Source organism: Gemmatimonadaceae bacterium, from assembly GCA_030647905.1.
Lineage (GTDB): Bacteria > Gemmatimonadota > Gemmatimonadetes > Gemmatimonadales > Gemmatimonadaceae > UBA4720.
Genome location: JAUSJA010000031.1, coordinates 1 through 23,705, shown reverse-complemented (window position 1 = coordinate 23,705; position 23,705 = coordinate 1). Strand labels below are relative to the sequence as shown.

Sequence of the window (23,705 nt, the reverse complement as noted above, 5' to 3'; positions counted from 1 at the left end):
TCAGAAATCTGCGAAAAAATCGTTGCCTTTGAGCGCGGCGACCATCTCGACCACCCGCGGATAGAAAATGTGCTCCACCTTCAGAACGCGGGCGGCGAGTGACTCAACGGTGTCGTCCGGCTTGACGCCCACGCGCCACTGGGCGATCACCGGACCATGATCGAACTCGTCGTCCACGAAGTGGGCGGTGACGCCGGTGAACTTTGCGCCCGACGCGATCACCGCCGCATGAACCCTCGCACCGTACATACCTGCACCCCCGAACTCGGGTAGCAGGCCGGGATGGACGTTGATGATGCGTCCCTGATATTCGCCGACGACGAGGGGCGGAATTCTCTTCAGATAGCCGGCGAGGACGAGCAGCTCGATGGAGTGGCGGTGAAGCAGATCGAGCAGAGCCGAGCCGTCGTCCGATGCGTCGAAGACTTCGGTGGGTATCGAGGACGCCCGCGCGCGATCGAGCGCGCCCGTGGCCTCGCGGTTCGCCGCGACCACGGCGATACGCGCCGCCGCGCGCGTGCCGAGCATTTCGAGATGGTCTATCAATGCCTGAAGATTCGTGCCCCCGCCGGACGCGAGCACCGCTGTGCGCACTGCCATGTGCGATTTTATCGTCGCGGGCGTTGATCAGTAAGAGGCGTCAGGGAGCTTTCGCGGCCTTGACATCCCGCCCACCGCGCCACCGTTCAGTTGGTGCAGAGAAACCAGTCCAGCGCGGTGCCGAGTGAGGAAGCGACACGGGCTCGTTCCACCGCCGCGAGCGTGTCTGCCGGAGGCGTCTCCGGGGAAGGGACGAGTACTGCATCGCCTCCGAGCGCGAGCCCCGGTTGTATGTCGCGCATCTGGTCGCCGATGTACAACGCGCGCGAAAGATCCACGCCCGGGATCTCCTCCGCTGCTCTGCGGAACAGCAACAACCCCGGCTTGCGGCATTCGCAGGCGTCGTCGGGTGTGTGAGGGCAGTAGTACGTAGCGTCAATCCGCGCGCCAAGCCCGGCGAGGAGCTGATCGAGCCGGGCGCGAACGCGCTCGTAATCCTGGACGGTGAACCGTCCGCGCCTGATTCCCGACTGGTTCGTCACGACGATCACCGGGATGAGCAGGGAGTTGATCCGTGCGATCGCCTCGGCCGCTCCGTCAATGAGCCGGAGCTGATCGGGGCTCGAGAGATAATGCGCGTCCTCGACGATGGTTCCGTCGCGGTCGAGAAAAACCGCGGTCGGAAGCGCGTTCACGTAAGTGCCGCCAGCACTGCGGCGGTGAATCGCTCGTCGTCGCGTACGGGAACGCTGCGCATGTCGAGCAGAAGCCCTCCGTCGGCGATTCGGCCGATGACTGGAAGCTCGGCCGATCGCAGAACCTTTTCGATTTTCTCGCCGTCCGCGAGCCGGAGCGCGAAGGAAGCGATCTCGTGCGACGGGTAAGCGCCGGCGCCGGCGGCGGCGAAAGTCTCGACGACGGTCGCGGCCACTCCCACGCCGGACAGCGCTGCCGCGACCCGCCGGCAGCGCTCGCCGACGCTCTCCGCCGATGCGGTCAGCATGGCGAGTGTCGGGATTTCGCTCACCGCGCGCTCGGGACTGCGATAGATCTCGAGTGTGGCAGCCAGCGCCGCGATCGTCATCTTGTCCACGCGCACCGCGCGGGCGAACGGATCCTGGCGCATGCGGGCGATGATGTGTCTGGCGCCGAGCACGATGCCGGATTGCGGGCCACCAAGCAGCTTGTCGCCGCTCATGAGGACCGCCGCCGCGCCGGCCGAGAGGGCTGCGCGTGCCGTCGGCTCGCCGGTGAGTCCCCAGTCATCGAGCTCGATCATGAGACCGCTGCCAAGGTCGTGTACGATCGGAACGCCGTGCTCTGCCGCGAGTGGGGCGAGCTGTCTCACATCCACGTCGGCGACGAAACCGGACAGCGTGAAGTTGCTGCGATGGATCTTTGCGATCGCGCCCGTGCGTGGTGTGATAGCTCGCCGGTAGTCATCGAGGTGAGTGCGGTTCGTGGTTCCCACTTCCTCGAGCGAAGCGCCGCTTCGCTGCATGATGTCGGGAACGCGGAAGCTTCCGCCGATCTCGACCAACTCTCCGCGCGAGACTATCACTTCGCGGCCGCGAGCGAGCGCGCTCAGCGACAGCACGAGGGCGGCGGCGCAATTGTTGACGACTATCGCGTCCTCAGCGCCTGTCAGCTCGCGAAGCAGCTCCACGCAGTGGACGTAGCGTGAGCCCCGCTCGCCGGCTTCCAGGTCGTACTCGAGATTCGTGTAGCCTTCAGCGGCTTCGCGCACCGCGGTGATCGCCGCCTCCGCCAGGGGCGCGCGTCCCAGATTCGTGTGGAGCACGACGCCGGTGGCGTTGAAAACCGGGCGCAGGGATCTGCGCAGCACCGTGTGGAGATGCGACGCGATTCTTTCTCCCCAGTCCGTGGCGTCGCCGCTCGCCGCGGTCCCGCGTGCCTCGTCTATCGCGTGGCGCACCGCGTCAACCACGAGACCGCGCGGATTCCCTTCGAGGAGCGCGCGGACGTCATCGCGCTCGAGGAGGCCACTGACACTGGGCATGGCTCTCCGCGGGTCAGTCACCTTCGTATGGGTGCCGCCGCGGGCGGGGCTGCGGGAGGTGGAGCGGCGGGCGGAGGTGTCGCCGCGGCCGCAGGGGCCGCGGGAACGCTGAGGATTCTGTCGCTCGTTCTGGCCACACCCGTGAGATTGCGCGCGTCGGTCACGCGAACGCGATAGTCAGTGCGGGCGCGCAGCGGACGCCCGAGACGCACCGTCAGAACGCGCGGCGGAATCGGTCGCGAGGGCCGGGGCGTTTTTGAAATCGTCGTGTCGGGTGGCGGCGGCATTACTGAAACCACCGGCACATCCGTCGAATCAGGAGCGCGGACGCGAATGTTCGCCGGTCCGAGCGGAGGCGTCACCGCGAGCGGATTGTCGAATGTCAGCACGAGTGTCACCGAATCCTTCATCAGGACACTCGCGAGGCGCGACCCGATCGAGTCATGGACGAATCCGAACAGATCCACTCTTGCCGAATCGGTCAGATTCACCATTGCGGTGTCCCACGCTTCACGCGGGTCGAGCCCGTGATTGGCATTGTCGTCGGAAATGCCGCGGACGACATACGAACCTGCGGGAAGATTCGGGAACAGAAAGCTGCCCGCCGAATCGGTGGCCGCGACGTAGGCCAGAGTGGTGTCCGCCCGTGGCCGTGCTTCGACGAGACCGCGAGTGACGATCCGTCCCTCGGGCCAGTTGAACAACGTCCCGCCGATACGCGACGTCGGGATCGTTGCGCCGGTCGAGAACATGGTCACTGCGGCGGTGTTGCGGATGTTGCCGCGCAGGTCGGCGAGACCCGGCAGCAGCGTGATGGTGTACGCCGTGTTCTTCCGCCACGCGCGCCGGGGCCGCACGCTGATCTCTTCGCGATGCCAGCTCACGCGCGGCTCCCCATCACGAGGGGAGATGACGAAAAGCGCGCCGAGCGACGCAACTCCTGACGGCCGCTCGCTCACGACCTCATCGAATCTGAAGATGGCTTCGCGCGGCGAGACACCGGTCTTCCCGCTGTCCGGGGCGATACGGACGATCTGCGGCGCTTCCTTGTCCTCGGGCCCGCCGGGCGGAACGCCGGGCGATGCGCACGCCACCGTCGCGCACAGCGTCAATGCAAGGACAACCGGCTTCACGATCCGCACAGCGAAGCAACCTTGTCGGCGAGCTGGCCGCGCCTCGCCGTCCATTCGACCTGCCTGGCGTGCTCCGCGTCCACGACCTGAGCCGGGGCACGGTCGGTGAACCCCGGATTGGCCAGTCGCCCATTCAGCGCCGCGAGTTGCGAGTCGAGCTTTTCCAACTCTTCCTTCGCCTTGCGACATTCCTTCTCGATGTCAATCACGCCGGCGAGCGGGACTCTGATACGCGAGCCGCTGGAGAGAAGGATCGTCGCGCCGCTCCCCCCGGTCTCATCCGCTTCGACGTCCACCGTGCACCGCGCGACGCGCTCGATGAACTCCGATTCCTCGGCGAAGATGGCCGCGTCGCGTGTCGCGTTGCGGCCCGCGGCGCCAGTGTCGAGGGAAGCGTGAATGCGGTCGCCCGGCGGGATCGCGTAGTCCGCGCGGAGCTGGCGGATGGCATTGATCGCTTCGCGCACGAGCTCGAACCCCGGCTCGGCGCCGAACGCCGGATTCTGCGTCGGCCACACCGCGCGCGCGATGAACTCGCCACGCGCGCCCTCGTCGGCGATCGGCAGGCGTCGCCACAGTGTGTCGGTGATGAACGGCACGATTGGCTGAAGGAGACGCAGCGCGGCGTCGAACGAATGCGCAAGCACGGCGCGCGCGACTTCGCCATCGCCGTCATGCGATGCAAGTCGCCCCTTGGTCGACTCGAGATACCAGTCCGCGAGCTCGTTCCAGACGAAGCGCCGGGCCGATTCGGTGTATTCGCTCAGCCGGAGCCCGCTGCGCAACTCGGCCTGATCCCACACTCCGTCCTTTGGGCTCGACGGACCGAGCGCCGCGTCGCACTCCGCGATCGCCGTGTTGAGCGCGTTGAGAATCCATCTGTCCGACTGGCGGAGCTTCGTGGCGTCCACACGATCGAGTGGTTGAACGCTTTCACTTCCGACATTGGTGAGAAGGAACCGCCCGATGTTCCACAGCTTGGTGACGAAATTCCTGCCTGGAGCGAACGACTTCTCGAGGTCGTTGGGGTCGAGCATGACGTCGGCGCCAATGCCGAGGCCGGCAATCACCGTGTATCGCAGCGCATCCGTGCCGTAGAGCGCGCGGACATCGAGCGGATCGATTCCGTTACCGAGTGACTTCGACATCTTAAGGTGCTTCATGTCGCGCACGGTTCCGTGCAGGTACACCGTGTGGAACGGTGTCTCGCCCATGAACGCGTAGCCGCCCATGACCATCCGCGCGACCCAGAAGAACAGAATTTCCGGTGCGGTGATGAGATCATCGGTCGGATAGAACGCGGCGAGGTCCCCGGCTTCGGCATTCGGCCAGCCGAGGGTGGAGAAGGGCCATAGCCAGGATGAGAACCACGTGTCGAGCACGTCCTCGTCCTGGCGCGCCGGCTGGCCGCACTTCACGCACTTCGAGATGTCGTCCCGGCTCACCGTGACTTCGCCGCACGCGTCGCAATACCAGACGGGAATGCGATGACCCCACCACAACTGACGCGAGATGTTCCAGTCGCGGATGTTTTCCAGCCAGTTCACATACACCGCTTCCCACCTCTCCGGAAGAATCCGGATGCGGCGATCGCGCACCGCCTCGAGCGCCGGCTCCGCGAGCGGCTTCATCTTCACGAACCACTGATCGGACAGGCGCGGCTCGACGACAGTGTCGCAGCGATAGCAGTGCCGGACGGCGTGCGAGTGGGACTCGATCTTCTCGAGAGCGCCGAGATGTTTCAACATCTGCACGATCCGTTGGCGCGCCTCGAATCGGTCAATTCCAAGAAGCTCAGGGGGCACGCGGGAGCCGGCGTCGGCGCCGTTGGCCATCGTGCCCTCCGGGGAGAGAACGACCGGCATCGGCAGCTTGTGACGCGACCCCATCTCGAAATCGTTGGCGTCGTGCGCGGGGGTGATCTTCACCGCGCCGGTGCCGAACTCCGGATCCACGCCAATCGAATCGGCGATGATCGGGATCGCGACATTCGCGATCGGCAGCGTCACCGTCCTGCCGATCAGATGGCGATAGCGCTCGTCGTCGGGATGCACCGCCACCGCGACATCGGCGAGCATCGTCTCAGGCCTCGTCGTCGCGATCGTTATTCCCTTCGTCGGATCGTCGGTCAGCGGATACCGCAGATGATACAGATTGCCCGTCTCTTCGCTATGCTCCGCTTCCTCGTCGCTCAACGACGTGAGGCAGCGTGAACACCAGTGAATGACCCGATGCCCGCGATAGATGAGACCGCGCTCGTACAGCAGCACGAACGCTTCCCGCACCGCGCGCGAGAGCTCCGGCGAAAGGGTGTAGGCGGTCCTCGTCCAGTCGCATGACGCGCCGACGGCGCGGAGCTGCTCCAGAATCGTGCCGCCCGTCTCGGTCACGAAGTCCGACGTGCGTTTCACGAATGCTTCGCGTCCGAGGTCGAAGCGCGTCTTTCCTTCGGCGGCGAGTTGCCGCTCGATCACGTTCTGCGTGGCGATGCCGGCGTGATCGGTACCCGGAAGCCAGAGCGCCTCATCGCCGCACATGCGCCGCCAGCGGATGAGAACGTCCTGAACCGTAATGTTGAGACCGTGTCCCATGTGCAGAACCGCCGTCACGTTGGGCGGCGGCATCACTACCACGAACGGGTCGCGGTCGCCGCCTGTGCGGCGCGATCGCTTCGCATCTGCGGTGAAGAGATCCGCGTCGAGCCACTCCTTGTAGAGGGTGGTCTCGACAGACGCGGGATCGAACTGTGGGGGAAGGTCGGTGGCCGGGGGTGTCTTGCTCATCCTTCGCGCAAGTTAACCGCGGCATTTTCCTCTTGTAAGAGTAGAGCCCGGCGCCGCTGTGTCCGGCGCCGAGCCCGACCTTGCACTAATCTCCCTGCGCGGACTCCGTCGGAGCGCTGAGCGGATCGGCGACGTGATCGCTCTTCGGAACTCCGGTCGGAGCCACTGGCGATCCGTCGGCACGCCCGCGGCGAGGCGGCTGCTTGGTGCGCTTGCGACGCTCGGCCCCTGCTTCCGCTTCATCGTCAGGGTCGAGGTAAACGCGGTCGAGCACTTTTTCCTCGAGACCGGGTCGCGGGTCTTCATGGCGGTCCGGTTCGGCCGACGTACCCTGGCGTCTGCGGCCGGTGCCGATGCTCTGTCCCTCCCATTGGCCTTCGGTCAGCGACGGATCGCCATCATCGTAGCGATCGGCGAGCTCGTCGAAGAGATCCTCGTCCGCACGCACTGCGAGACGATTCACGACAGTCTCGACACCCGGCACCCCCCGCGCGATGACGACGGCCTGCTGCGATTCGTCGTCTGCATTGACCCAGCCCGTCAACTCGACAATGCCCTCATCAATCGCGCCAATGTCTATCGCGCGCTCGCTCAGGATCGGATCGTTGCGGAACGCCTCCAGCACGCGTTCCTCCAGCTCTTCCGTCGCATCGAGCGGCTCGCCGTCGCCCTCGTCTTCGTATTCATCGTCATCGTCCCCGTCCTCGTCCTCGTCCTCGTACCGATGATCGTGAGCGTGGGCGCCCAGCTGTTGCTCATCGTCGTCCCCGGCGCCACGCCTGACGCTGCCGAGGCGGTCGCGGATCTTCGCGGTCAGCCCGGAAATGCCGCCGTACTGCTGAGCGACTACGACCCCTGCGGCAAAGCCCGCCAGAGCGCCGAGCGCGACGTATAGCGCGCTCGTGGAGCGGGACTCTTCATCGCGATATCTGAATGGAGACATGTATTCGAACCTGTGGCGAAGGGTATCCTCAAACGATAGCTTACGCGGGAGCAAGTTAAAGGCCATCTGCGGCACTGGAAACCTGATGTCTGAAATGCTGACACTCACCCTCCCCGACGGCGCGACACGGCAGGTCGAGGAGGGCACTTTGCCGCGCGATGTGGTGGGCTCCATCGGCCAGCGGTTGCTGAGGGACGCGCTGGCCGTCGAGGTGGACGGCGAAGTGCAGGACCTCGTCACGCCGCTCCGCCGGGGTGGCCCTTTCCGCGTCCTCACGGCCAGGGATGCCAAAGCCCTCGACGTCCTTCGCCACTCCAGCGCGCACATCCTGGCAACAGCGGTCCGGCGTCTCCGGCCAGACGCGAAAATCGGATTCGGGCCCTCCATCGAGGACGGCTTCTACTACGACTTCGAGGTTGCCGAACCGTTCACGCCGGAGGACCTCGAGCGCTTCGAGGCCGAGATGCGAAAAGTCATCGCGGAGAAGTATCCGTTCATTCGGGCCGAGGTGAATCAGAGCGAGGCGCGCGAGAAGTTCTCCGACGACCCCCTCAAGCTCGAACGCCTCTCGGAGTTCAGCGAAGACGAGATCATCTCGACCTACACGGACGGTCCGTTCATTGATCTGTGCCGCGGCCCGCACATTCCCGACACTTCGTTCCTGAAGCACTTCAAGCTGCTCCACACGGCGGGCGCCTACTGGCGCGGCGACGAGAAGCGGCAGATGCTCCAGCGGATCTACGCCACGGCGTGGTTCAGCAAGGAGGACCTGGACGCGTACCTGCACCGCCTCGAGGAAGCGAAGCGGCGCGATCATCGCGCTTTGGGGCAGCAACTCGATCTCTACTCCACTGACCAGCGCGTGGGACCGGGGCTGATCCTCTGGCATCCGCGCGGCGCGATCGTGCGCAACGAGATCGAGAACTATGAGCGCGATCTCATTCTCCGCCACGGATACGAGCTGGTCTATACGCCTCACATCGCCAGCGAGCGACTGTTTCAGATCTCGGGACACCTCGAGAACTTCCGCGAGAGCATGTTCGGCGCGATGGAAGTGGAGGGCGCGGCATACAGGCCGAAACCGATGAACTGCCCCGGGCATATCTGCATCTTCCAGTCGCGAGCGCGCTCGTACCGGGACCTTCCGATCCGCTACGCGGAATTCGGGACTGTCTATCGCTACGAGAGAAGCGGCGTGCTGCACGGCATGCTGCGCGTGCGCGGCTTCACGCAGGACGATGCTCACGTTTTCTGTACGCAGGAGCAGGTGCCGTCGGAGATCGAGCGCCTCCTCGACCTCGTTCACGAGATGCTCGGCACATTCGGCTATCCGTACACGATCGAGCTTGCGACGCGCCCGGAGAAGGCACTTGGCTCGCCGGAGCTGTGGGCGAGCGCCGAGGCTACGCTGGCGGAGGTGCTCACGCGCCGTGGTCAGGAGTATTCGATAGATGCCGGCGGCGGCGCGTTCTACGGGCCCAAGCTCGACTTCAAACTCATTGACGCGATCGGCCGCAAGTGGCAGGGCCCGACGGTGCAGCTGGACTTCAATCTGCCGGAGCGATTCGACCTCGAGTACACTGGTGCGGACAACTCGCCGCACAGGCCGATCATGCTGCACCGCGTGCTCGTCGGATCCATGGAGCGGTTCGTAGGCGGACTGGTCGAGCACTACGCCGGTGCATTTCCGTTGTGGCTTGCGCCGGAGCAGGTGCGCGTGATTCCGATCGCCGACGATTTCGCGGATGCCGCGCGGTCAGTGGCCGAGCGCCTCAAGGCGCGCGGCGCGCGGGTGCACCTGGACGATCGCTCGGAGACGCTGAACTACAGGATCCGTGAGGCGGAGACGCTCAAGATTCCGTACATGGCGATCGTCGGGAAGCGCGAGACGGAGAGCGACTCGCTTGCGCTCAGAGTGCGCGGGGTGGGGAAAAAGCAGGAAGTGATGCCGGTCGCCGATTTCGTGGCGATGGTCGAAGGCCAGATCACGTCGCGAGCGTTGCAGCCGTAGGGCGCAGGATTCGGGGGCCCCTGGAACATTGGGAACGAGCGGCCGAGTACTGACAGGCACCAGGTTCCAGAGGCATAGCTGACAGCTATTGAGGTGATCTCGGCGCGGACGACTCGTCTGGCCTCATTCGAGGCTGATTCTATTGATCAGGCCCTGAAGCATCCTGCGTACCTCCAGACCTTCAGTTTGCGGTAGTCGGACACGAAGTACGAACGCCTTAGGCGGGCACAAGTGCCGCATCACCCTGCTGCCAGTCGCACCGTTAACACGCCTCGCCAGCGAATGCCCGCGATCGGCGATGAACACCTGCCAAACTGTCAGCTGTGCCTCTGGAACCCGGTACCTGTCAGTTCATCGGCAGTCCCACTCTGACCCAGCCAGCGCGCCCCGCCCTCCGCTTCGGATTATTTTTAGGTGTCGCCAAACCCGAATCAGAACTCAATGCCAGATAAATCCCGCACCCCCGTCATCGTCTCCGCCACCAGAACGCCAATCGGCAAGTTCCTCGGCGGTCTCTCCTCCCTGACAGCCCCCGAGCTCGGCGCAATAGCCATTCGCGAAGCCGTAAAGCGAGCCGGAATAGATGCCAACGCGATCGAGGAAGTCATCATGGGCCAGGTCCTCCAGGGCGGCACTGGCCAGGCTCCCGCGCGTCAGGCCGCTCTCAAGGCCGGCGTACCGGCGACCGTCTCCGCTCTCACGATCAACAAGGTCTGCGGTTCGGGCCTCAAGGCCGTGATGCTCGCGGCGCAGTCCATCAAGGCAGGCGACAAGCAGGTGGTCGTTGCCGGCGGCCAGGAATCCATGTCCAACGCGCCGTACTACATCTATGGTATGCGGAACGGCGTGAAGCTCGGCGACCAGAAGATCGTGGACGGCATGATCAAGGACGGTCTCTGGTGCGCTGCATGTGACGTCCACATGGGCGCGCACGCGGAGCACACGGCAAGCAAGGGTCAGGTGAGCCGCGAGCGGCAGGACGAGTTCGCCGCACAGTCGCATGCCAAGGCGATTTTGGCGATCGAGGCCGGACGGTTCCGCGACGAGATCGTGCCCGTGGAGATTGCCGGCCGCAAGGGAACGACTGTCGTGGATACCGACGAAGGGCCGCGCAAGGACACGACGGCGGAGGGCCTCACAAAGCTCAAGCCGGCGTTTCCCGGAAAGGGAGATACCAGCGATCTCTCGGTGACGGCCGGCAACGCGTCATCGCTCAACGACGGCGCATCGGCTCTCGTCGTCGTGTCGGAGGAGTACGCTGAGAAAAATGGCCTGAGCATCATGGCCCGCGTCACCGGCTACGCCACCGGCGGCACCGAGCCGCATGAGCTGTTCTTCGCACCGATCTTCGCCGTGCAGAACCTGATGAAGCTCTCCGGCGCGAAGATCGGCGACTACGATCTGATCGAAGCCAACGAAGCGTTCGCGTCGCAGGCCATCGCGGATGGCGAAGGGCTGGGGTGGGACTGGAGCCGCGTCAACGTGAACGGCGGCGCGATCGCCCTCGGGCATCCGATCGGCGCCAGCGGTGCGCGCGTGCTCACGACTCTGCTCTACGCGATGAAGGACCGCGGTGCGCGCACGGGCCTGGCGACGCTCTGCCTCGGCGGCGGCGACGCCGTCGCGCTGAGCGTCGAAAGCGTCGCCTGATCGGAGTTGACTCCCGCGGACCTGCTCTTCACGCCGGAGCGCCGTCTGCGCGCTCCGTGGCGCATTGCCCTGTTCCTGATAGTCCTGTTTGTCGCGCTCGTCCTTTCCGAGTGGATCGAGAGTGCGGTGGACGGAATCGTCTCGGGGCTTGGGTACCGGCCGCTCGTGTCGGAGTGGGGCGTGCTACTCGGTCTGGTGATCGCGACGCTCGTGATGCTGAAGTGGGTCGAGGGACAGTCGTGGGATTTCGTGGGACTGGATCTCGTGGCCGCGCGGCCGGCTGCACTGGCCTCAGGATCCATCCTGGGACTGCTTCCGATCGCGGTGCCGTCGGTGATTCTGCTCGTCCTCGGCGAGCTCCGCTCCGTGCCATCCACGCCGGGAAGCTGGTGGGCCGCGGCGGGCATCAGCTTTGCCAGCCTCCTGCCCGCGGCATTCGGTGAGGAGCTGCTGCTCCGCGGATACATCTTCGCTGTGTTTCGCGAAGCAGTGGGATCGCGTTGGACGCTGATCTCCACGAGCATAGTTTTCGGATTGCTGCACATTTCGAATCCGGGCGCGGACGGGCAATCCATCGTGATCGTGATGCTCGCGGGTTTCTTCCTCGGATCGGTCTTTCTCGCGACGCGCAGTCTGTACGCCGCGACGATGGCGCATTTTGTCTGGAACTGGTTCATGGCCGCAGCTCTGCATTCTCCGGTCAGCGGTCTTCCGGTGAGCACGCCGGATTATCGCGTAGTGGATGCCGGTCCGGACTGGCTGACGGGTGGAGGATGGGGCCCTGAAGGAGGCTTCGCCGCGGCGGTCGGGATGTTCCTGGTGTTGATCTACCTGCACGCGCGGCCGTTGCGCCGCATGGAGTCATAGAATGGCAGAGAAGATCGCGGTGATCGGCGCGGGTCAGATGGGAAATGGGATCGCGCACGTATTCGCGCAGTCCGGATTTCCGGTGACGATGATTGACGTATCGAGCGACGCGCTCGAGAAGGGCATCGCAACGATCGAGAAGAATCTCGACCGCCAGGTGAAGAAAGGCACATTGCAGGAGAAGCAGCGGGAAGAGACTCTGGGTCTGATATCGCTGGAGCCGACACTCGACGCGGCAGCCGACGCCACGCTCGTCGTCGAAGCCGCGACCGAGAACACCGATCTCAAGTTCCGGATCTTCAGCGATCTCGATCGGATCGTGAATCCCGATGCGATCCTCGCGACGAACACGAGCTCGATCTCCATCACCGAGATTGCCGCGAAGACGAAGCGCCCCGCGAAGGTCGTCGGAATGCACTTCATGAACCCGGTCCCGGTGATGAAGCTCGTCGAGATCATTCGCGGCCTTGCGACGTCAGACGAGACGACGAACAAGGTGATTGACCTCAGCACGCAGCTTGGCAAGACCCCCGTCGAGGTCAACGACTTCCCCGGTTTTGTCTCGAATCGTGTGCTGATGCCGATGATCAACGAGGCGGTGTACTGCGTGATGGAAGGCGTCGGCAAGCCCGAAGCTATTGACCAGGTGATGCAGCTCGGGATGAATCATCCGATGGGCCCGCTGGCTCTCGCCGACCTGATCGGACTCGACACGTGCGTCGCGATCCTCGAGGTGCTTCGCGACGGGCTCGGCGATCCGAAGTACCGGCCCTGTCCATTGCTGAAGAAGTACGTCGCCGCGGGCTGGCTCGGACGGAAGACCGGCCGCGGTTTTTACACTTACGCAAAGTGAAGTCCGATCTGCTCGGCCTCACCGAGGAGCAGCGCGGGATCCGTGACATGGCGCGCGAGTTCGCGCTTCAGGAGATCGCGCCGTTCATCGCCGAATGGGACGAGAAAGCTCACTTCGAGCCGTCGCTCGTGAAGAAGATGGGCGACCTCGGATTTCTCGGGATGCTCATCCCCGAGGAATACGAAGGGCTCGGCCTGGACACATCCACTTACCTCATCGCGCTCGAGGAGATTGCAGTCGTGGATGCATCGGCGGCGGTGATGATGAGCGTCCACAATTCGCTTCCGACGCAGATGATCCTGCGTTTCGGGAACGACGAGCAAAAGGGGCGTTTTCTCAAGCCGATGGCACGCGGTGAGCTGCTGGGCGCGTTCGCGCTCTCCGAGCCCGAGGCGGGCTCGGATGCCGCGTCGCTCACTGCGCAGGCAGTGCGTGACGGCGACGACTGGATTCTCAACGGCACCAAGAGCTGGGTCACCAGCGGCAGCCATGCGGGAGTGATTCTCGCCATGGCCCGCACCGACACCGCCGCCGAGCGAAAGGGCGCGCGCGGAATCGGGACCTTCATCGTCACCCCCGATCTGCCCGGATTCCACGTCGGGAAAAAGGAAGACAAGCTGGGACTCCGTTCATCTCCCACGGTCCAGCTGATGTTCGACAACATGCGCGTACCGGGCGCCAATCTCCTCGGCGAGCCGCACATGGGATTCGTTTACGCCATGCAGTCACTCGAGAATGGCCGGCTCGGAATCGCGGCACAGTCAGTGGGCATTGCGCGCGCTGCGCTCGAGGCGGCGACGGCGTACGCCGGCGAGCGCATGCAGTTCGGAACGCACATCCGTGAATTCCAGGCGATCCAGTTCAAGCTCGCCGATATGGCCACCCGCATCGCCGCCTCGCGCACTCTGCTGCATGCCGCCGCGCGGGCCAAGGACAGGGGCGAGAACGTCAAGCAGGCGACGTCAATGGCCAAGCTCTTCGCCAGTGAAACGGCGATGTTCGCAACCAATCAGGCGGTTCAGATCTTCGGCGGGTACGGATACGTCAAGGATTATCCGGTCGAGCGCCTGTTCCGGGATGCGAAAGTCACCGAGATTTACGAAGGCACGTCCGAGATCCAGCGTATCGTGATCGCGCGCGAGCAGTATTCGCACGAGTAGTACCAGCAGCTCGCAATCTTCCAACAACTGCAACTACATCAATGGAATTCTTTGATAGACTGGCCGAGATGGGGCACGAGGAAGTAGTCCTGGCCAGCGACCCGTCCTGCGGATACCGCGGCATCATTGCCGTGCACAGCACCGCCCTCGGACCGGCACTCGGGGGCACGCGCTTCTGGCAATACGACTCGGACGAAGCGGCCGTTACTGACGCCCTGCGCCTGTCGCGAGGGATGACGTACAAGAACGCTGTCGCAGGGCTCGATCTCGGCGGTGGAAAATCGGTGATCATCGGCGACAACCGCATCAAGGATCGCGAAGCGATCTTCCGCGCCCACGGACGATTCGTGGAGAGTCTCGGCGGACGATACATCACCGCCGAGGACGTCGGCACCGGCACGGCTGACATGGACTATGTCCATATGGAGACGGACCATGTCGCCGGGCTGAAGGAGAAGTCGGGAGATCCGTCCCCTGTTACCGCTCACGGCGTGTTCCGCGCAGTGCAGGCGGCGGCGAAGAATCGGTGGGGGTCCGACGATCTCACCGGCAAGGTCGTGACTATTCAGGGATGCGGTAACGTCGGACGCAATCTGGCGAAGGAGCTGCACGAGGCCGGGGCGACACTGATCGTATCGGACATGGATCCCGAGCGCGCGACGCGCGTTGCCCGCGAGACCGGCGCGACGGTGGTTGAGGGCGACGCCATCTATACTGCCAAGGCGGATATCTTCGCCCCGTGTGCGCTCGGCGGAATCATCAATGACGAGACGCTGCCCAGGCTGAAGGTCGAAGTGATCTCCGGCGGAGCGAACAATCAGCTTCTCGAGCCGCGCCACGGCGACGAGCTGGAGCAGATGGGGATGCAGTACACGCCAGACTACGTCGCCAACGCCGGCGGTGTGATCAACGTCTTTGGCGAGGTCGCTGGCTGGGATGCTCAGCGCGCCCTCCGAAAGGCGGATGAGATCTATGATACCGTACTGAGCGTCTTCGACATCGCGAAGGCAGAGGGCATTCCGTCGTACGAGGCGGCCGACCGGCTGGCCGAGCGCCGGCTGCAGTCGGTGGAGAAGAAATGGAAGCCGTCGCGGTGAGCACGAATGCCCGCGAGACCATTCCGATCGCGTCGGATCACGCCGGCTTCGAGCTGAAGCAGAAGCTCTCGGCGGAGTTGGAGCGGAAGGGTTTCGCGGTGCGGGATCTCGGCGCCACCTCGGACGCGCCCACCGACTATCCGGATTTTGCGCATCCGCTCGCGCGCGAGGTCTCGACAGGCCGGGCGAAGCGAGGCATTCTGCTGTGCGGAAGCGGCGTCGGGGTGGACATCGTCGCCAATCGCTATCCGCACGTGCGCGCCGCACTTTCATGGATGCCGGAGATCGCCGAGCTGTCACGCCGGCACAACGATTCGAATGTACTCGTCGTGCCCGCCAGGTTCGTCTCCGATGTCGAGGCGGTGGAGATCATGAACCGATGGCTGGAGACCGGCTTCGAGGGCGGGAGACACGCGCGGCGTGTGGACAAGATTGATGCAGATGAGAACGCTGGAACGGGACAGGGAGACGGTGATGCAGCAAACTGAAGTCGCCGAGCGTGCGCAGATGCCCATGCTTTCGGAATACGATCCCGAAGTCGCGGCGATAATCCGCCGCGAGGTGGACCGCCAGCGCCATGGAATAGAGCTGATCGCAAGCGAGAACTTCGTTTCCGAAGCGGTGCTCGAGGCGATGGGTACTCCGCTCACCAACAAGTACGCGGAAGGATTGCCCGGCAAGCGCTACTACGGCGGCTGTGAATTCGTGGATCAGGTGGAGCAGCTGGCGATTGACCGGGCGAAGCAGCTTTTCTCCGCCGATCACGCCAACGTGCAGCCGCACTCCGGCGCGCAGGCGAACGCCGCGGTGTACCTCGCGTTTCTCAAGCCCGGTGACACCGTGCTGGGCCTCGACCTTTCGCAGGGTGGGCACCTTACGCACGGCTCGCCGGTGAATTTCTCCGGACTGCTGTACCACGCGATCCACTACGGCGTCGGCGACGACGGGCGCATAGACTACGACGCGATGCGCGAGATCGCGCGACGCGAGCGGCCGAAGATGATCATCGCCGGCGCGAGCGCGTATGCGCGGATCATCGAGTTCGAGCCGTTCGCCGAGGTTGCGCGGGAGATCGGCGCGAAGTTCGTCGTGGACATGGCGCACATCGCCGGCCTTGTGGCGACGGGATTTCATCCGTCGCCGGTGCCGCACGCCGATGCCGTCACGACGACGACGCACAAGACCCTGCGTGGTCCGCGCGGCGGGTTGATCCTGTGCAAGGCGGAGCACGCGAAGGTGATTGACAAGGCGATGTTCCCCGGCACGCAGGGCGGGCCGCTGGAACATGTGATCGCGGCGAAGGCGGTGGCGCTGAAGGAGAATCTCGACCCGTCCTTCACGGATTACTGCCGGCAGATCATCGCCAACGCGCAGGCGCTTGCGGGTGCGCTGTCGGAATCGGGATTCGACATCGTGTCTGGCGGCACCGACAACCACCTCATGCTCGTGGATCTTCGCAACAAGGCACTCACTGGCAAGGTCGCCGAAAAAGCGCTCGACATCGCCTCGATCACGGTGAACAAGAACACCGTACCGAAGGAGACGCAGTCGCCGTTCGTGACGAGCGGCATCCGCATCGGTACGCCGGCGGTCACGACGCGCGGAATGAAGGAGGCCGAGATGCGGCAGATCGCGGGCTTCATTGACAGAATTCTCCTGGCGCCCGACGACGCTTCAATCGCCGGCGCGGTTGGAGATGAGGTGCGCGACCTGACGTCGCGGTTCCCGCTCTATCCCAACGCATTTGGATCACGGGGGTCGGAGATCGGTGCCTGAGCTGGCCTTCCGTGACGGAGTGATGGACAGGATTCGCCTGCGCGAGTCCCGATACGACGAGCAGGCGTATCTGTTTGTCCTCGCGGCGCTCGAGTATTCGCAGTCGCGGCTGGAAGCGCGGCGGCACATCCACGCGGCCGAGCTCGTCTTGTCGTGCCGCGCGCTGGCGCTCGAGCGATTCGGGCTGATGAGCCGGGTGGTCCTCGAGCGGTGGGGAGTCCGCGCCACGTCGGACCTTGGAGAGATCGTGTTCACGCTGGTGGACCTCGGGTTTCTCGTGAAGCAGCCGAACGATACGCGGGACGAGTTCGCGGATCTTTTCGACTTCGAGGACGCGTTCGAGCGCGACTATCCCTGGAATTCCGGGCATTACGCCTGACCGGCGCGCGTGACGATGGAAGTGCGCGTCGCCAGCGCTGGCGAGACGGTAGCATGCGAGAGCGCGACGATTGCGCGGGGCACGTCATCGGCTGAGCTCATGCACCGCGCGGGCGAAGCAGCAGCCGCCGAGATTGCGGCGAAATTCGCCGATGAGATCCGTGGCGGCGTAGCGATATTCACCGGCAGCGGCAACAATGGCGGGGACGGCTGGGTGGTCGCCGGATCTCTCGCCCGACGGGGAGTTCGGGTGCGCGTGACCGAAGCCGGATCTCCGCGTACTCCCGAAGCGCGCGAGGCGCGTGATGCGGCCATCAGCAGCGGCACCGTCACGATGGGTGACCCGCCGCAGGGCGATTCGGTGATCGTGGATGCGTTGCTCGGTACCGGCGCCTCGGGCGTTCCGCGAGGGGTCGTTGCAGACGCTATCGAGGATATCGAGGCACGCCGTGTCTCCGGAGCGAAGGTCATCGCGCTCGATCTTCCGAGCGGCCTCGACTCCACGACCGGCGCGCACGAGCGATGTGTCCGCGCTGACGCGTCAATCTCGTTCGGCACCGCCAAGCGCGGACATCTCATTGCGCGCGAAGTCTGCGGCGAGGTCATAGTCGTGGACATTGGCCTCGTCGAGAACGAGACGATGTCGGCGCTTCCGCTGCTTGTGGACGCCCGATGGGTGCACCTGCGCGTTCCGCCAATACCCGTTTCAGCGAATAAGGGAACACGCCAGCGCTTGAGCGTCGTCGGCGGTGGAAAAGGAATGGCGGGCGCCGCGATTCTCTCAGGCGAGGGAGCGCTGAGATCTGGAATAGGGCTGCTGCGAATCGTCACCGCTCCCGAAAGCGTCATCGCCGTTCACGCCGGCCTTCCGGCGGCAATCGTGCAGACGTGGCCGACGTCCGCATCCGAGCTCGATGACGCGGTGCGGAGCTGCGACGCGATGGCAATCGGTCCGGGGCTCGGGCAATCCGCCGCAACGCGCGACCTGGTCGAACGAATCCTGCTCGCCTGGAGAGGCCCGGTGGTTCTCGACGCCGATGCGCTCAACGTTTTTGCGGGTGACGTGCGCTCGCTTGCCAAGCTGGTTGCCGGACGGCCCGCGGTGATCACACCGCATCCGGCGGAGCTCGGCAGACTGCTCGGAATTCCCACGGCTGACGTCGTTGCGCGCAGATTCGACATCGGATTGGAGCTGGCCGCGACACTGGGCGCGGCGGTGCTTCTCAAAGGCACGCCCACTGTCGTATTCTCTCCGTCGGGGCGCCGGTACGTCAGCGCCAGCGGCACCGCGGCTCTTGCCACCGGCGGGAGCGGGGACGTACTCACCGGGATGGTCGGTACCCTTCTGGCTCAAATGGCGGCCGATTCCGATTTGCCGAACGCTGTTGCCCCCGCTGTTGCCCCCGCTGATGACCGCGCCGCGGAAGCCGCGGCGTGCGCCGCTTTCGTTCACGGGCGCGCCGCCGAGATTTGCGGCTACGTGCGGGGCACGACACTCGACGACATTCTGCGCGCCATGCCGGAGGCCTGGAACGAAAACCCAACGTCTCTCCGACCGGGCGTCCTCACGGTACTCGAGAGACACTCGTGACAGCGGACGATCCGCGTCGCCGGCGCGCGATCGAGATACGGACGCCCCGGGAAAACCGGTTCCCACCGCACACGCCGCTCGGGACCGGCGCGGAGTTCGACATGATCCGTCGCATGCTCGAGCGTTGGGGCCCGCGCGCGCGACGCGTCGGCGACGACGCAGCCGTCATCACCGGTCCAGGCGAGCGGCTGCTGGTCGTCAGCACGGACACTTCCGTCGAGAATGTTCACTTCCGCAAGGATTGGCTGACGCCGGAAGAGATCGGGTATCGCGCCGCGACTGCCGCGCTCAGTGATCTTGCCGCCATGGGTGCACGCCCGCTCGGCATTCTTGCGGCGCTCACGATCCCCGGCCACTGGCGCGAAAGCATGGATTCGATCGCCGATGGGATTGGCGACGCTGCCGCGAGCGCCAATGCGCCGATACTCGGCGGCGACATGAGTGGCGGCACTGAGCTGTCGCTCACGTTCACCGTGCTTGGCACCGCCCACGCGCCGCTCTTCAGGTCCGGTGCGCGTCCCGGCGACAAGGTGTACCTGACGGGACGACTGGGCGGGCCTGGAGCCGCGCTGAGATCGCTCGAATTGGGGCGAGAGCCCAGGGCGCTGCACCGGGACCGGTTCGCGCGTCCCGTGGCTCGCATCAGGGAAGCCGTCTGGCTCGCCGGCCACGGCGCAACGGCGGCGATCGATATATCCGACGGTCTCGCCGGCGATCTGGGTCATGTCGCGGCCGCGAGCGGTGCAGGAATTCACGTCGAGCTCGAGCGTGTTCCTCTCGTTGATGGCGTATCGCCCTCGGACGCCCTGAGGAGCGGGGAAGAGTACGAGTTGATTGTCACTTCTCCCGTGGATTTCGACACGGCGGCGTTCGAATCACTCTTCGGCGTGCCTCTGACGGAGATCGGGCTGGTCGGCGATGGATCTCCGGGCGTCTCGCTCACCCTCGGCGGCGAGCACGTCGAGGCGCCTCCCGGCTATCTTCATTTCAAGCAGTGATGTCAGACACTCCCGCCCGCCGTTCAGCTCGCAACGCCGTCATTCTCCCGTGATCCTCCTCGCAATTCTCGCAACCATAAGCCTGGTGATCGTCGCGCCCGTCGCGACGTTCATCATCGGAGGCGCGTGCATCGTCGCGTCATTGCTGCACGTGCAGGATCGCGCCGGGTCGGCTTACGACGTGCTGCCACGCCTCTGGTCGAAGGTCGTCCTGACGATGACCGGTGTGCGGGTCGTCGTGCACCACCCGGAGCGCGCGGGTGATGGGCGCCCGCACATCTTCGTCGCCAACCACATGAGCTGGTACGACGTTCCCGCGCTGGCGTGCTTTCTTCCTCGCGCCAAGTTCATCGCCAAGGCGGAGCTGTTCAGCCTCCCGGTTTTCGGGCCGGCGATGCGGGCTGTCGGGATGGTTCCCATCGAGCGGCAGAACCGCAAGGCCGCATTCGGTGCTTACGACGAAGCCGCGCGGCGCATCCGGGACGGCAACTCCGTAATCGTCTTCCCCGAGGGGACGCGCGGATTCGACTACCCGCTGCGGCCATTCAAGAAGGGACCCTTCGTTCTGGCGATAGCCGCCGGCGCGCCGGTCGTTCCCGTGCTGATCCACGGCTCACGCGAAGTCATCGCCAAGCGCTCGCTGTTGGTGCGTCCCGGGCGGGTGGATGTACATTTGCTCGAGCCGGTGGATGTGGAAGGATTTGGCTACGACGACCGTGACCGGCTCGCGGTTGAAGTCAGATCCCGCATCGCACAGGCACTGGCCTCATACTACGGAGTCGAGAGTCCGCCACAGATCGCGGTATCCGCTGCGCCGGCTGCTTCTTCACCGCTAATCACCGACTGAACAAGAGAAATGTCGACCATTACAGGCATTCGGGCACGTGAGATACTGGACAGCAGGGGCAATCCAACCGTCGAGGCCGACGTCATGCTGGCGAGCGGCGCGATGGGGAGAGCCGCGGTACCGAGCGGCGCATCTACCGGCGAGCACGAGGCCCTCGAGCTTCGCGACGGCGACGCCGACCGCTATATGGGGAAGGGAGTACAGCTCGCCGTAGAGAGCATCGAGGATCGCATTGCCCCCGCCCTCGAAGGATTGATGGCTGTTGATCAGATCGTGATTGATCGCACGCTCATCGCGCTCGACGGTACGCCGAACAAGAGCAAGCTCGGCGCGAACGCGATTCTCGCCGTGTCCATGGCTGTCGCTCGTGCAGCGGCCGACGATCTCGGACTGCCACTGTACCGCTACCTCGGCGGGCCGATGGCGCGCACTCTCCCAGTGCCGATGATGAACATTCTCAACGGCGGCGCGCACGCTACCAACACGGTGGACTTCCAGGAGTACATGATCGTGCCCGTCGGCGCCGACACCTTCGCTGAGGCGCTTCGCATGGGCACGGAAGTGTTTCACGCCCTGAAAAAGGTGCTCGTCAAGCGCAAGCTCTCCACGGGCGTAGGTGATGAAGGAGGCTTCGCGCCGGACCTGGCGAGCGACGAAGACGCGCTCAAGGTCGTCGTCGAAGCGATCGAGAGCGCTGGATATGCGCCGGGCACGCAGATCGCGATCGCGGTTGACTGTGCCGCGTCCGAGCTGTACGAGGGAAAGAGCTACACGTTCAAGAAGAGCGGCGCGGGCACTCGATCAGCCGATGGCATGATCGAGCTGTATTCGTCGTGGATCGAAGAGTATCCCATCGTGTCCATCGAGGATGGCCTCGCCGAGGATGACTGGGATGGCTGGGCGAAGCTCACAGCTGCGCTCGGCGATCGTCTTCAGCTCGTCGGTGACGATATCTTCGTTACTGATACGAGGCGTCTGGCGAGAGGGATCAGCGAGGACGTTGGCAACGCGATCCTCATCAAGCTCAATCAGATCGGCACGCTGACCGAGACACTTGAAGCCATCGAGATGGCCCGCGGAAACGGATACCAGTCCATCATCTCGCATCGTTCGGGTGAGACCGAAGACACCTTCATCGCCGACCTCGCCGTGGCGACGGGCGCCGGCCAGATCAAGACGGGCTCGGCGAGCCGAACCGATCGCGTTGCGAAGTACAACCAGCTGCTCCGAATAGAGGAAGAGCTCGGCGAGGCCGCCGAGTACCCGGGCGGATCGATCTACGGACTCTGACGCGAGATGGCGGGCAGAGTAGTCTTCTGGATTCTCGTCCTGGGCGCCGCGCTGTTCGCGCTGCAGGGCGGGGAATACAGCACGCGGGATCTCTGGCGGCAACGCCAGATCAAGCTGCGCCTCACGGCTGAGACGGACTCACTCGCCAGGGAGGTTGACTCGCTGCGGCGGGAGGCGCATGCCATCCGGACAGATCCCGCGACTCAGGAGAGAATCGCGCGCGAGCAATTCGGAATGGTGAAAGGCGACAAGGAAATTCTTTACCGGCTCGGCGAACAGAAAGACAGCGCGCCGACTCTTCATAGAACGCCCTTCACGCCTTGACTTGGCTTTCCGGCGCTCTAAATTCCCCTTTCTATCGCGGGGTGGAGCAGCCTGGTAGCTCGTCGGGCTCATAACCCGAAGGTCGCGGGTTCAAATCCCGCCCCCGCCATGAGAGAAACGTGCGCGGCCGGTCCGAGAGGGCCGGCCGTTTGCACGAATGGGATCCGGTGATCACGAGTCTCCGGAATGTTGTAACGGCAGGGTAGCTCAGCCGGTTTAGAGCACGGCACTCATAATGCCGGGGTCGCGGGTTCGAGTCCCGCCCCTGCTACTTGAAGAAGAGGCCAATTGGCCTACAGGGTGTTTGAGGCGGCTCGAAACGCGGACGCTCGGGCGGCATCTACCGCGTTACAATGAGCAACGCTTCGAACGAGTCGGTCGTTCCCCACGCTTCAGCCAGCACCCGACCCATACTTCCGCTGCTCAGTGATCAGCCTTGTGAAGGAATTAGCTTGCTGATCTGGGATGTTTTTCTCAAACAGGTCCACAGCTCCGACTGATCCACGCATGCATCCAGCTCTTACCTCACCCGCGGCAGAGTGATCCGGGAGGCCAAACACTGGTGCATCATTGACACACTGTCGGTGAATCAGTAACAGTAACAATATAAAATGAAGTCAAGGAGGATGAGATGAAGACTACAACTGTCGTTCTCGCCACTCTGATCATCGCGGCGCCGGGGATAACGCGACAGGTGTTCGCGTACCCGCCCGCTGTGGGAATTCTCGGCAAGGCCAAAAACTGCCTGGTTTGTCACGCCAACAACGGACCGTGGCAGGACGACCAGCGGACTATCATTGACTTGATCGACAAGGAAACGAACAAGTCCCTGAAGCAGCCCGACGGCAGCTTCCTCATCGAGGTCAAGCGCGGCGTCGCCAGAACATTGCTGACCGTCATCGGGCGCGCATCGGGCGATACGCAGGCCGTGCCGTATCGCAACGCGTGGCTTTACGTTGATCCCAAAACGATCGGCAGCGCCTCGCTATCCAAGTTCGCGCCAGGCTGGGACGTGAACTTGCCGATGGCCTGCCGCATCGTCGGAGACAAGCTCGACCAATACGAGGGCGCCGCCCTGACGGCCCTGTCCATGACCGTCCGCCCCTCCGACGCCGCCCTGGACGCCGAGTTGACGCTGCAGGTGATGCTGACCAAAGGCGAATCGGTTAAAGGCAAACCCAAGGAAGGCATGATCGGCAGCTACTTTGAACGGAAGGTAAGGTTGAAAGTCGTCGAGTAATTTCGGACGCTATCATGTCTTAGCTCGCCGGTAGTGGGTCAGTTTAGCCATGTCTCTGCACTTGCCACGAAGCAGTTGTGTTAGAAGTCAAGCGGTGGCCGGTGTGGTTTGAGCCTGCCACCGCGTTTTTGCTTTTAACATTGCATTTAGGGTGATCAGAATCTTCCTCATACAAGCGACCATCGCGACCATCTTTGGTTTTCC

Annotated in this window: 21 protein-coding genes and 2 tRNA genes; 17 read left to right on the top strand and 6 right to left on the bottom strand. The window is 64.3% G+C overall.

Annotated elements, in window-relative coordinates; genetic code table 11:
- From purN to Q7S20_11185, 6 genes are all read right to left on the bottom strand, one after another.
- Nucleotides 1–600, bottom strand: a complete 600-nt coding sequence (gene purN, locus Q7S20_11210) for a phosphoribosylglycinamide formyltransferase (protein ID MDO8502400.1) — start codon at nucleotides 598–600, stop codon at nucleotides 1–3.
- Between the two features lie 86 nt (nucleotides 601–686).
- On the bottom strand, nucleotides 687–1,235 hold the full coding sequence (locus tag Q7S20_11205) for an HAD family hydrolase (protein ID MDO8502399.1): 549 nt from the start codon (nucleotides 1,233–1,235) through the stop codon (nucleotides 687–689).
- Nucleotides 1,232–2,560: an L-seryl-tRNA(Sec) selenium transferase gene (gene selA, locus Q7S20_11200; protein MDO8502398.1), complete on the bottom strand. Its 1,329-nt coding sequence runs from the start codon at nucleotides 2,558–2,560 to the stop codon at nucleotides 1,232–1,234. The genes Q7S20_11205 and selA overlap by 4 nt, the downstream gene beginning before the upstream one ends.
- A 17-nt stretch (nucleotides 2,561–2,577) precedes the next feature.
- Complete coding sequence (locus Q7S20_11195) at nucleotides 2,578–3,693, bottom strand: Ig-like domain-containing protein (protein MDO8502397.1); 1,116 nt, start codon at nucleotides 3,691–3,693, stop codon at nucleotides 2,578–2,580.
- Nucleotides 3,690–6,476 (bottom strand): valine--tRNA ligase, encoded by a 2,787-nt coding sequence (locus tag Q7S20_11190; GenBank protein MDO8502396.1) that lies wholly within the window; start codon nucleotides 6,474–6,476, stop codon nucleotides 3,690–3,692. The genes Q7S20_11195 and Q7S20_11190 overlap by 4 nt, the downstream gene beginning before the upstream one ends.
- Nucleotides 6,477–6,561: 85 nt before the next feature.
- Entirely contained in the window at nucleotides 6,562–7,419 is an 858-nt protein-coding gene (locus Q7S20_11185; protein MDO8502395.1) for a BON domain-containing protein, read from the bottom strand.
- 85 nt (nucleotides 7,420–7,504) lie between these two features.
- On the opposite strand from Q7S20_11185, the gene thrS reads away from it, so the two are divergent.
- From thrS to Q7S20_11100, 17 genes are all read left to right on the top strand, one after another.
- Entirely contained in the window at nucleotides 7,505–9,430 is a 1,926-nt protein-coding gene (gene thrS / locus Q7S20_11180) for a threonine--tRNA ligase (GenBank protein MDO8502394.1), read from the top strand.
- Between the two features lie 441 nt (nucleotides 9,431–9,871).
- Complete coding sequence (locus Q7S20_11175; GenBank protein MDO8502393.1) at nucleotides 9,872–11,080, top strand: acetyl-CoA C-acetyltransferase; 1,209 nt, start codon at nucleotides 9,872–9,874, stop codon at nucleotides 11,078–11,080.
- A 6-nt stretch (nucleotides 11,081–11,086) separates the two neighbouring features.
- On the top strand, nucleotides 11,087–11,947 hold the full coding sequence (locus Q7S20_11170; protein ID MDO8502392.1) for a type II CAAX endopeptidase family protein: 861 nt from the start codon (nucleotides 11,087–11,089) through the stop codon (nucleotides 11,945–11,947).
- A gap of 1 nt (nucleotide 11,948) precedes the next feature.
- On the top strand, nucleotides 11,949–12,800 hold the full coding sequence (locus Q7S20_11165; protein MDO8502391.1) for a 3-hydroxybutyryl-CoA dehydrogenase: 852 nt from the start codon (nucleotides 11,949–11,951) through the stop codon (nucleotides 12,798–12,800).
- A complete protein-coding gene (locus Q7S20_11160; GenBank protein ID MDO8502390.1) occupies nucleotides 12,797–13,960 on the top strand; it encodes an acyl-CoA dehydrogenase family protein in 1,164 nt (387 codons plus the stop codon). The genes Q7S20_11165 and Q7S20_11160 overlap by 4 nt, the downstream gene beginning before the upstream one ends.
- 41 nt (nucleotides 13,961–14,001) lie before the next feature.
- Nucleotides 14,002–15,057: a Glu/Leu/Phe/Val dehydrogenase gene (locus Q7S20_11155; GenBank protein MDO8502389.1), complete on the top strand. Its 1,056-nt coding sequence runs from the start codon at nucleotides 14,002–14,004 to the stop codon at nucleotides 15,055–15,057.
- On the top strand, nucleotides 15,039–15,545 hold the full coding sequence (locus Q7S20_11150; protein ID MDO8502388.1) for an RpiB/LacA/LacB family sugar-phosphate isomerase: 507 nt from the start codon (nucleotides 15,039–15,041) through the stop codon (nucleotides 15,543–15,545). The genes Q7S20_11155 and Q7S20_11150 overlap by 19 nt, the downstream gene beginning before the upstream one ends.
- Nucleotides 15,532–16,833 carry a serine hydroxymethyltransferase gene (gene glyA / locus Q7S20_11145; protein MDO8502387.1) on the top strand — a complete coding sequence of 434 codons (1,302 nt, stop codon included), beginning with the start codon at nucleotides 15,532–15,534 and terminating at the stop codon, nucleotides 16,831–16,833. The genes Q7S20_11150 and glyA overlap by 14 nt, the downstream gene beginning before the upstream one ends.
- Nucleotides 16,826–17,212 carry a hypothetical protein gene (locus Q7S20_11140; GenBank protein ID MDO8502386.1) on the top strand — a complete coding sequence of 129 codons (387 nt, stop codon included), beginning with the start codon at nucleotides 16,826–16,828 and terminating at the stop codon, nucleotides 17,210–17,212. The genes glyA and Q7S20_11140 overlap by 8 nt, the downstream gene beginning before the upstream one ends.
- 15 nt (nucleotides 17,213–17,227) lie before the next feature.
- Nucleotides 17,228–18,802, top strand: coding sequence for an NAD(P)H-hydrate dehydratase (locus tag Q7S20_11135; protein ID MDO8502385.1), 1,575 nt, complete (start codon nucleotides 17,228–17,230; stop codon nucleotides 18,800–18,802).
- Nucleotides 18,799–19,800: a thiamine-phosphate kinase gene (gene thiL, locus Q7S20_11130; protein ID MDO8502384.1), complete on the top strand. Its 1,002-nt coding sequence runs from the start codon at nucleotides 18,799–18,801 to the stop codon at nucleotides 19,798–19,800. The genes Q7S20_11135 and thiL overlap by 4 nt, the downstream gene beginning before the upstream one ends.
- Before the next feature lie 49 nt (nucleotides 19,801–19,849).
- Nucleotides 19,850–20,647 (top strand): lysophospholipid acyltransferase family protein, encoded by a 798-nt coding sequence (locus tag Q7S20_11125; GenBank protein MDO8502383.1) that lies wholly within the window; start codon nucleotides 19,850–19,852, stop codon nucleotides 20,645–20,647.
- 9 nt (nucleotides 20,648–20,656) lie between these two features.
- Nucleotides 20,657–21,937 carry a phosphopyruvate hydratase gene (gene eno / locus Q7S20_11120; GenBank protein ID MDO8502382.1) on the top strand — a complete coding sequence of 427 codons (1,281 nt, stop codon included), beginning with the start codon at nucleotides 20,657–20,659 and terminating at the stop codon, nucleotides 21,935–21,937.
- Between the two features lie 6 nt (nucleotides 21,938–21,943).
- A complete protein-coding gene (locus Q7S20_11115) occupies nucleotides 21,944–22,261 on the top strand; it encodes a septum formation initiator family protein (protein MDO8502381.1) in 318 nt (105 codons plus the stop codon).
- A 35-nt stretch (nucleotides 22,262–22,296) separates the two neighbouring features.
- Nucleotides 22,297–22,370 (top strand) — tRNA-Met (locus tag Q7S20_11110).
- A gap of 87 nt (nucleotides 22,371–22,457) precedes the next feature.
- Nucleotides 22,458–22,532, top strand: a tRNA-Met gene (locus Q7S20_11105).
- A gap of 444 nt (nucleotides 22,533–22,976) precedes the next feature.
- Nucleotides 22,977–23,501: a hypothetical protein gene (locus Q7S20_11100; GenBank protein MDO8502380.1), complete on the top strand. Its 525-nt coding sequence runs from the start codon at nucleotides 22,977–22,979 to the stop codon at nucleotides 23,499–23,501.
- Nucleotides 23,502–23,705 lie beyond the last annotated feature (204 nt).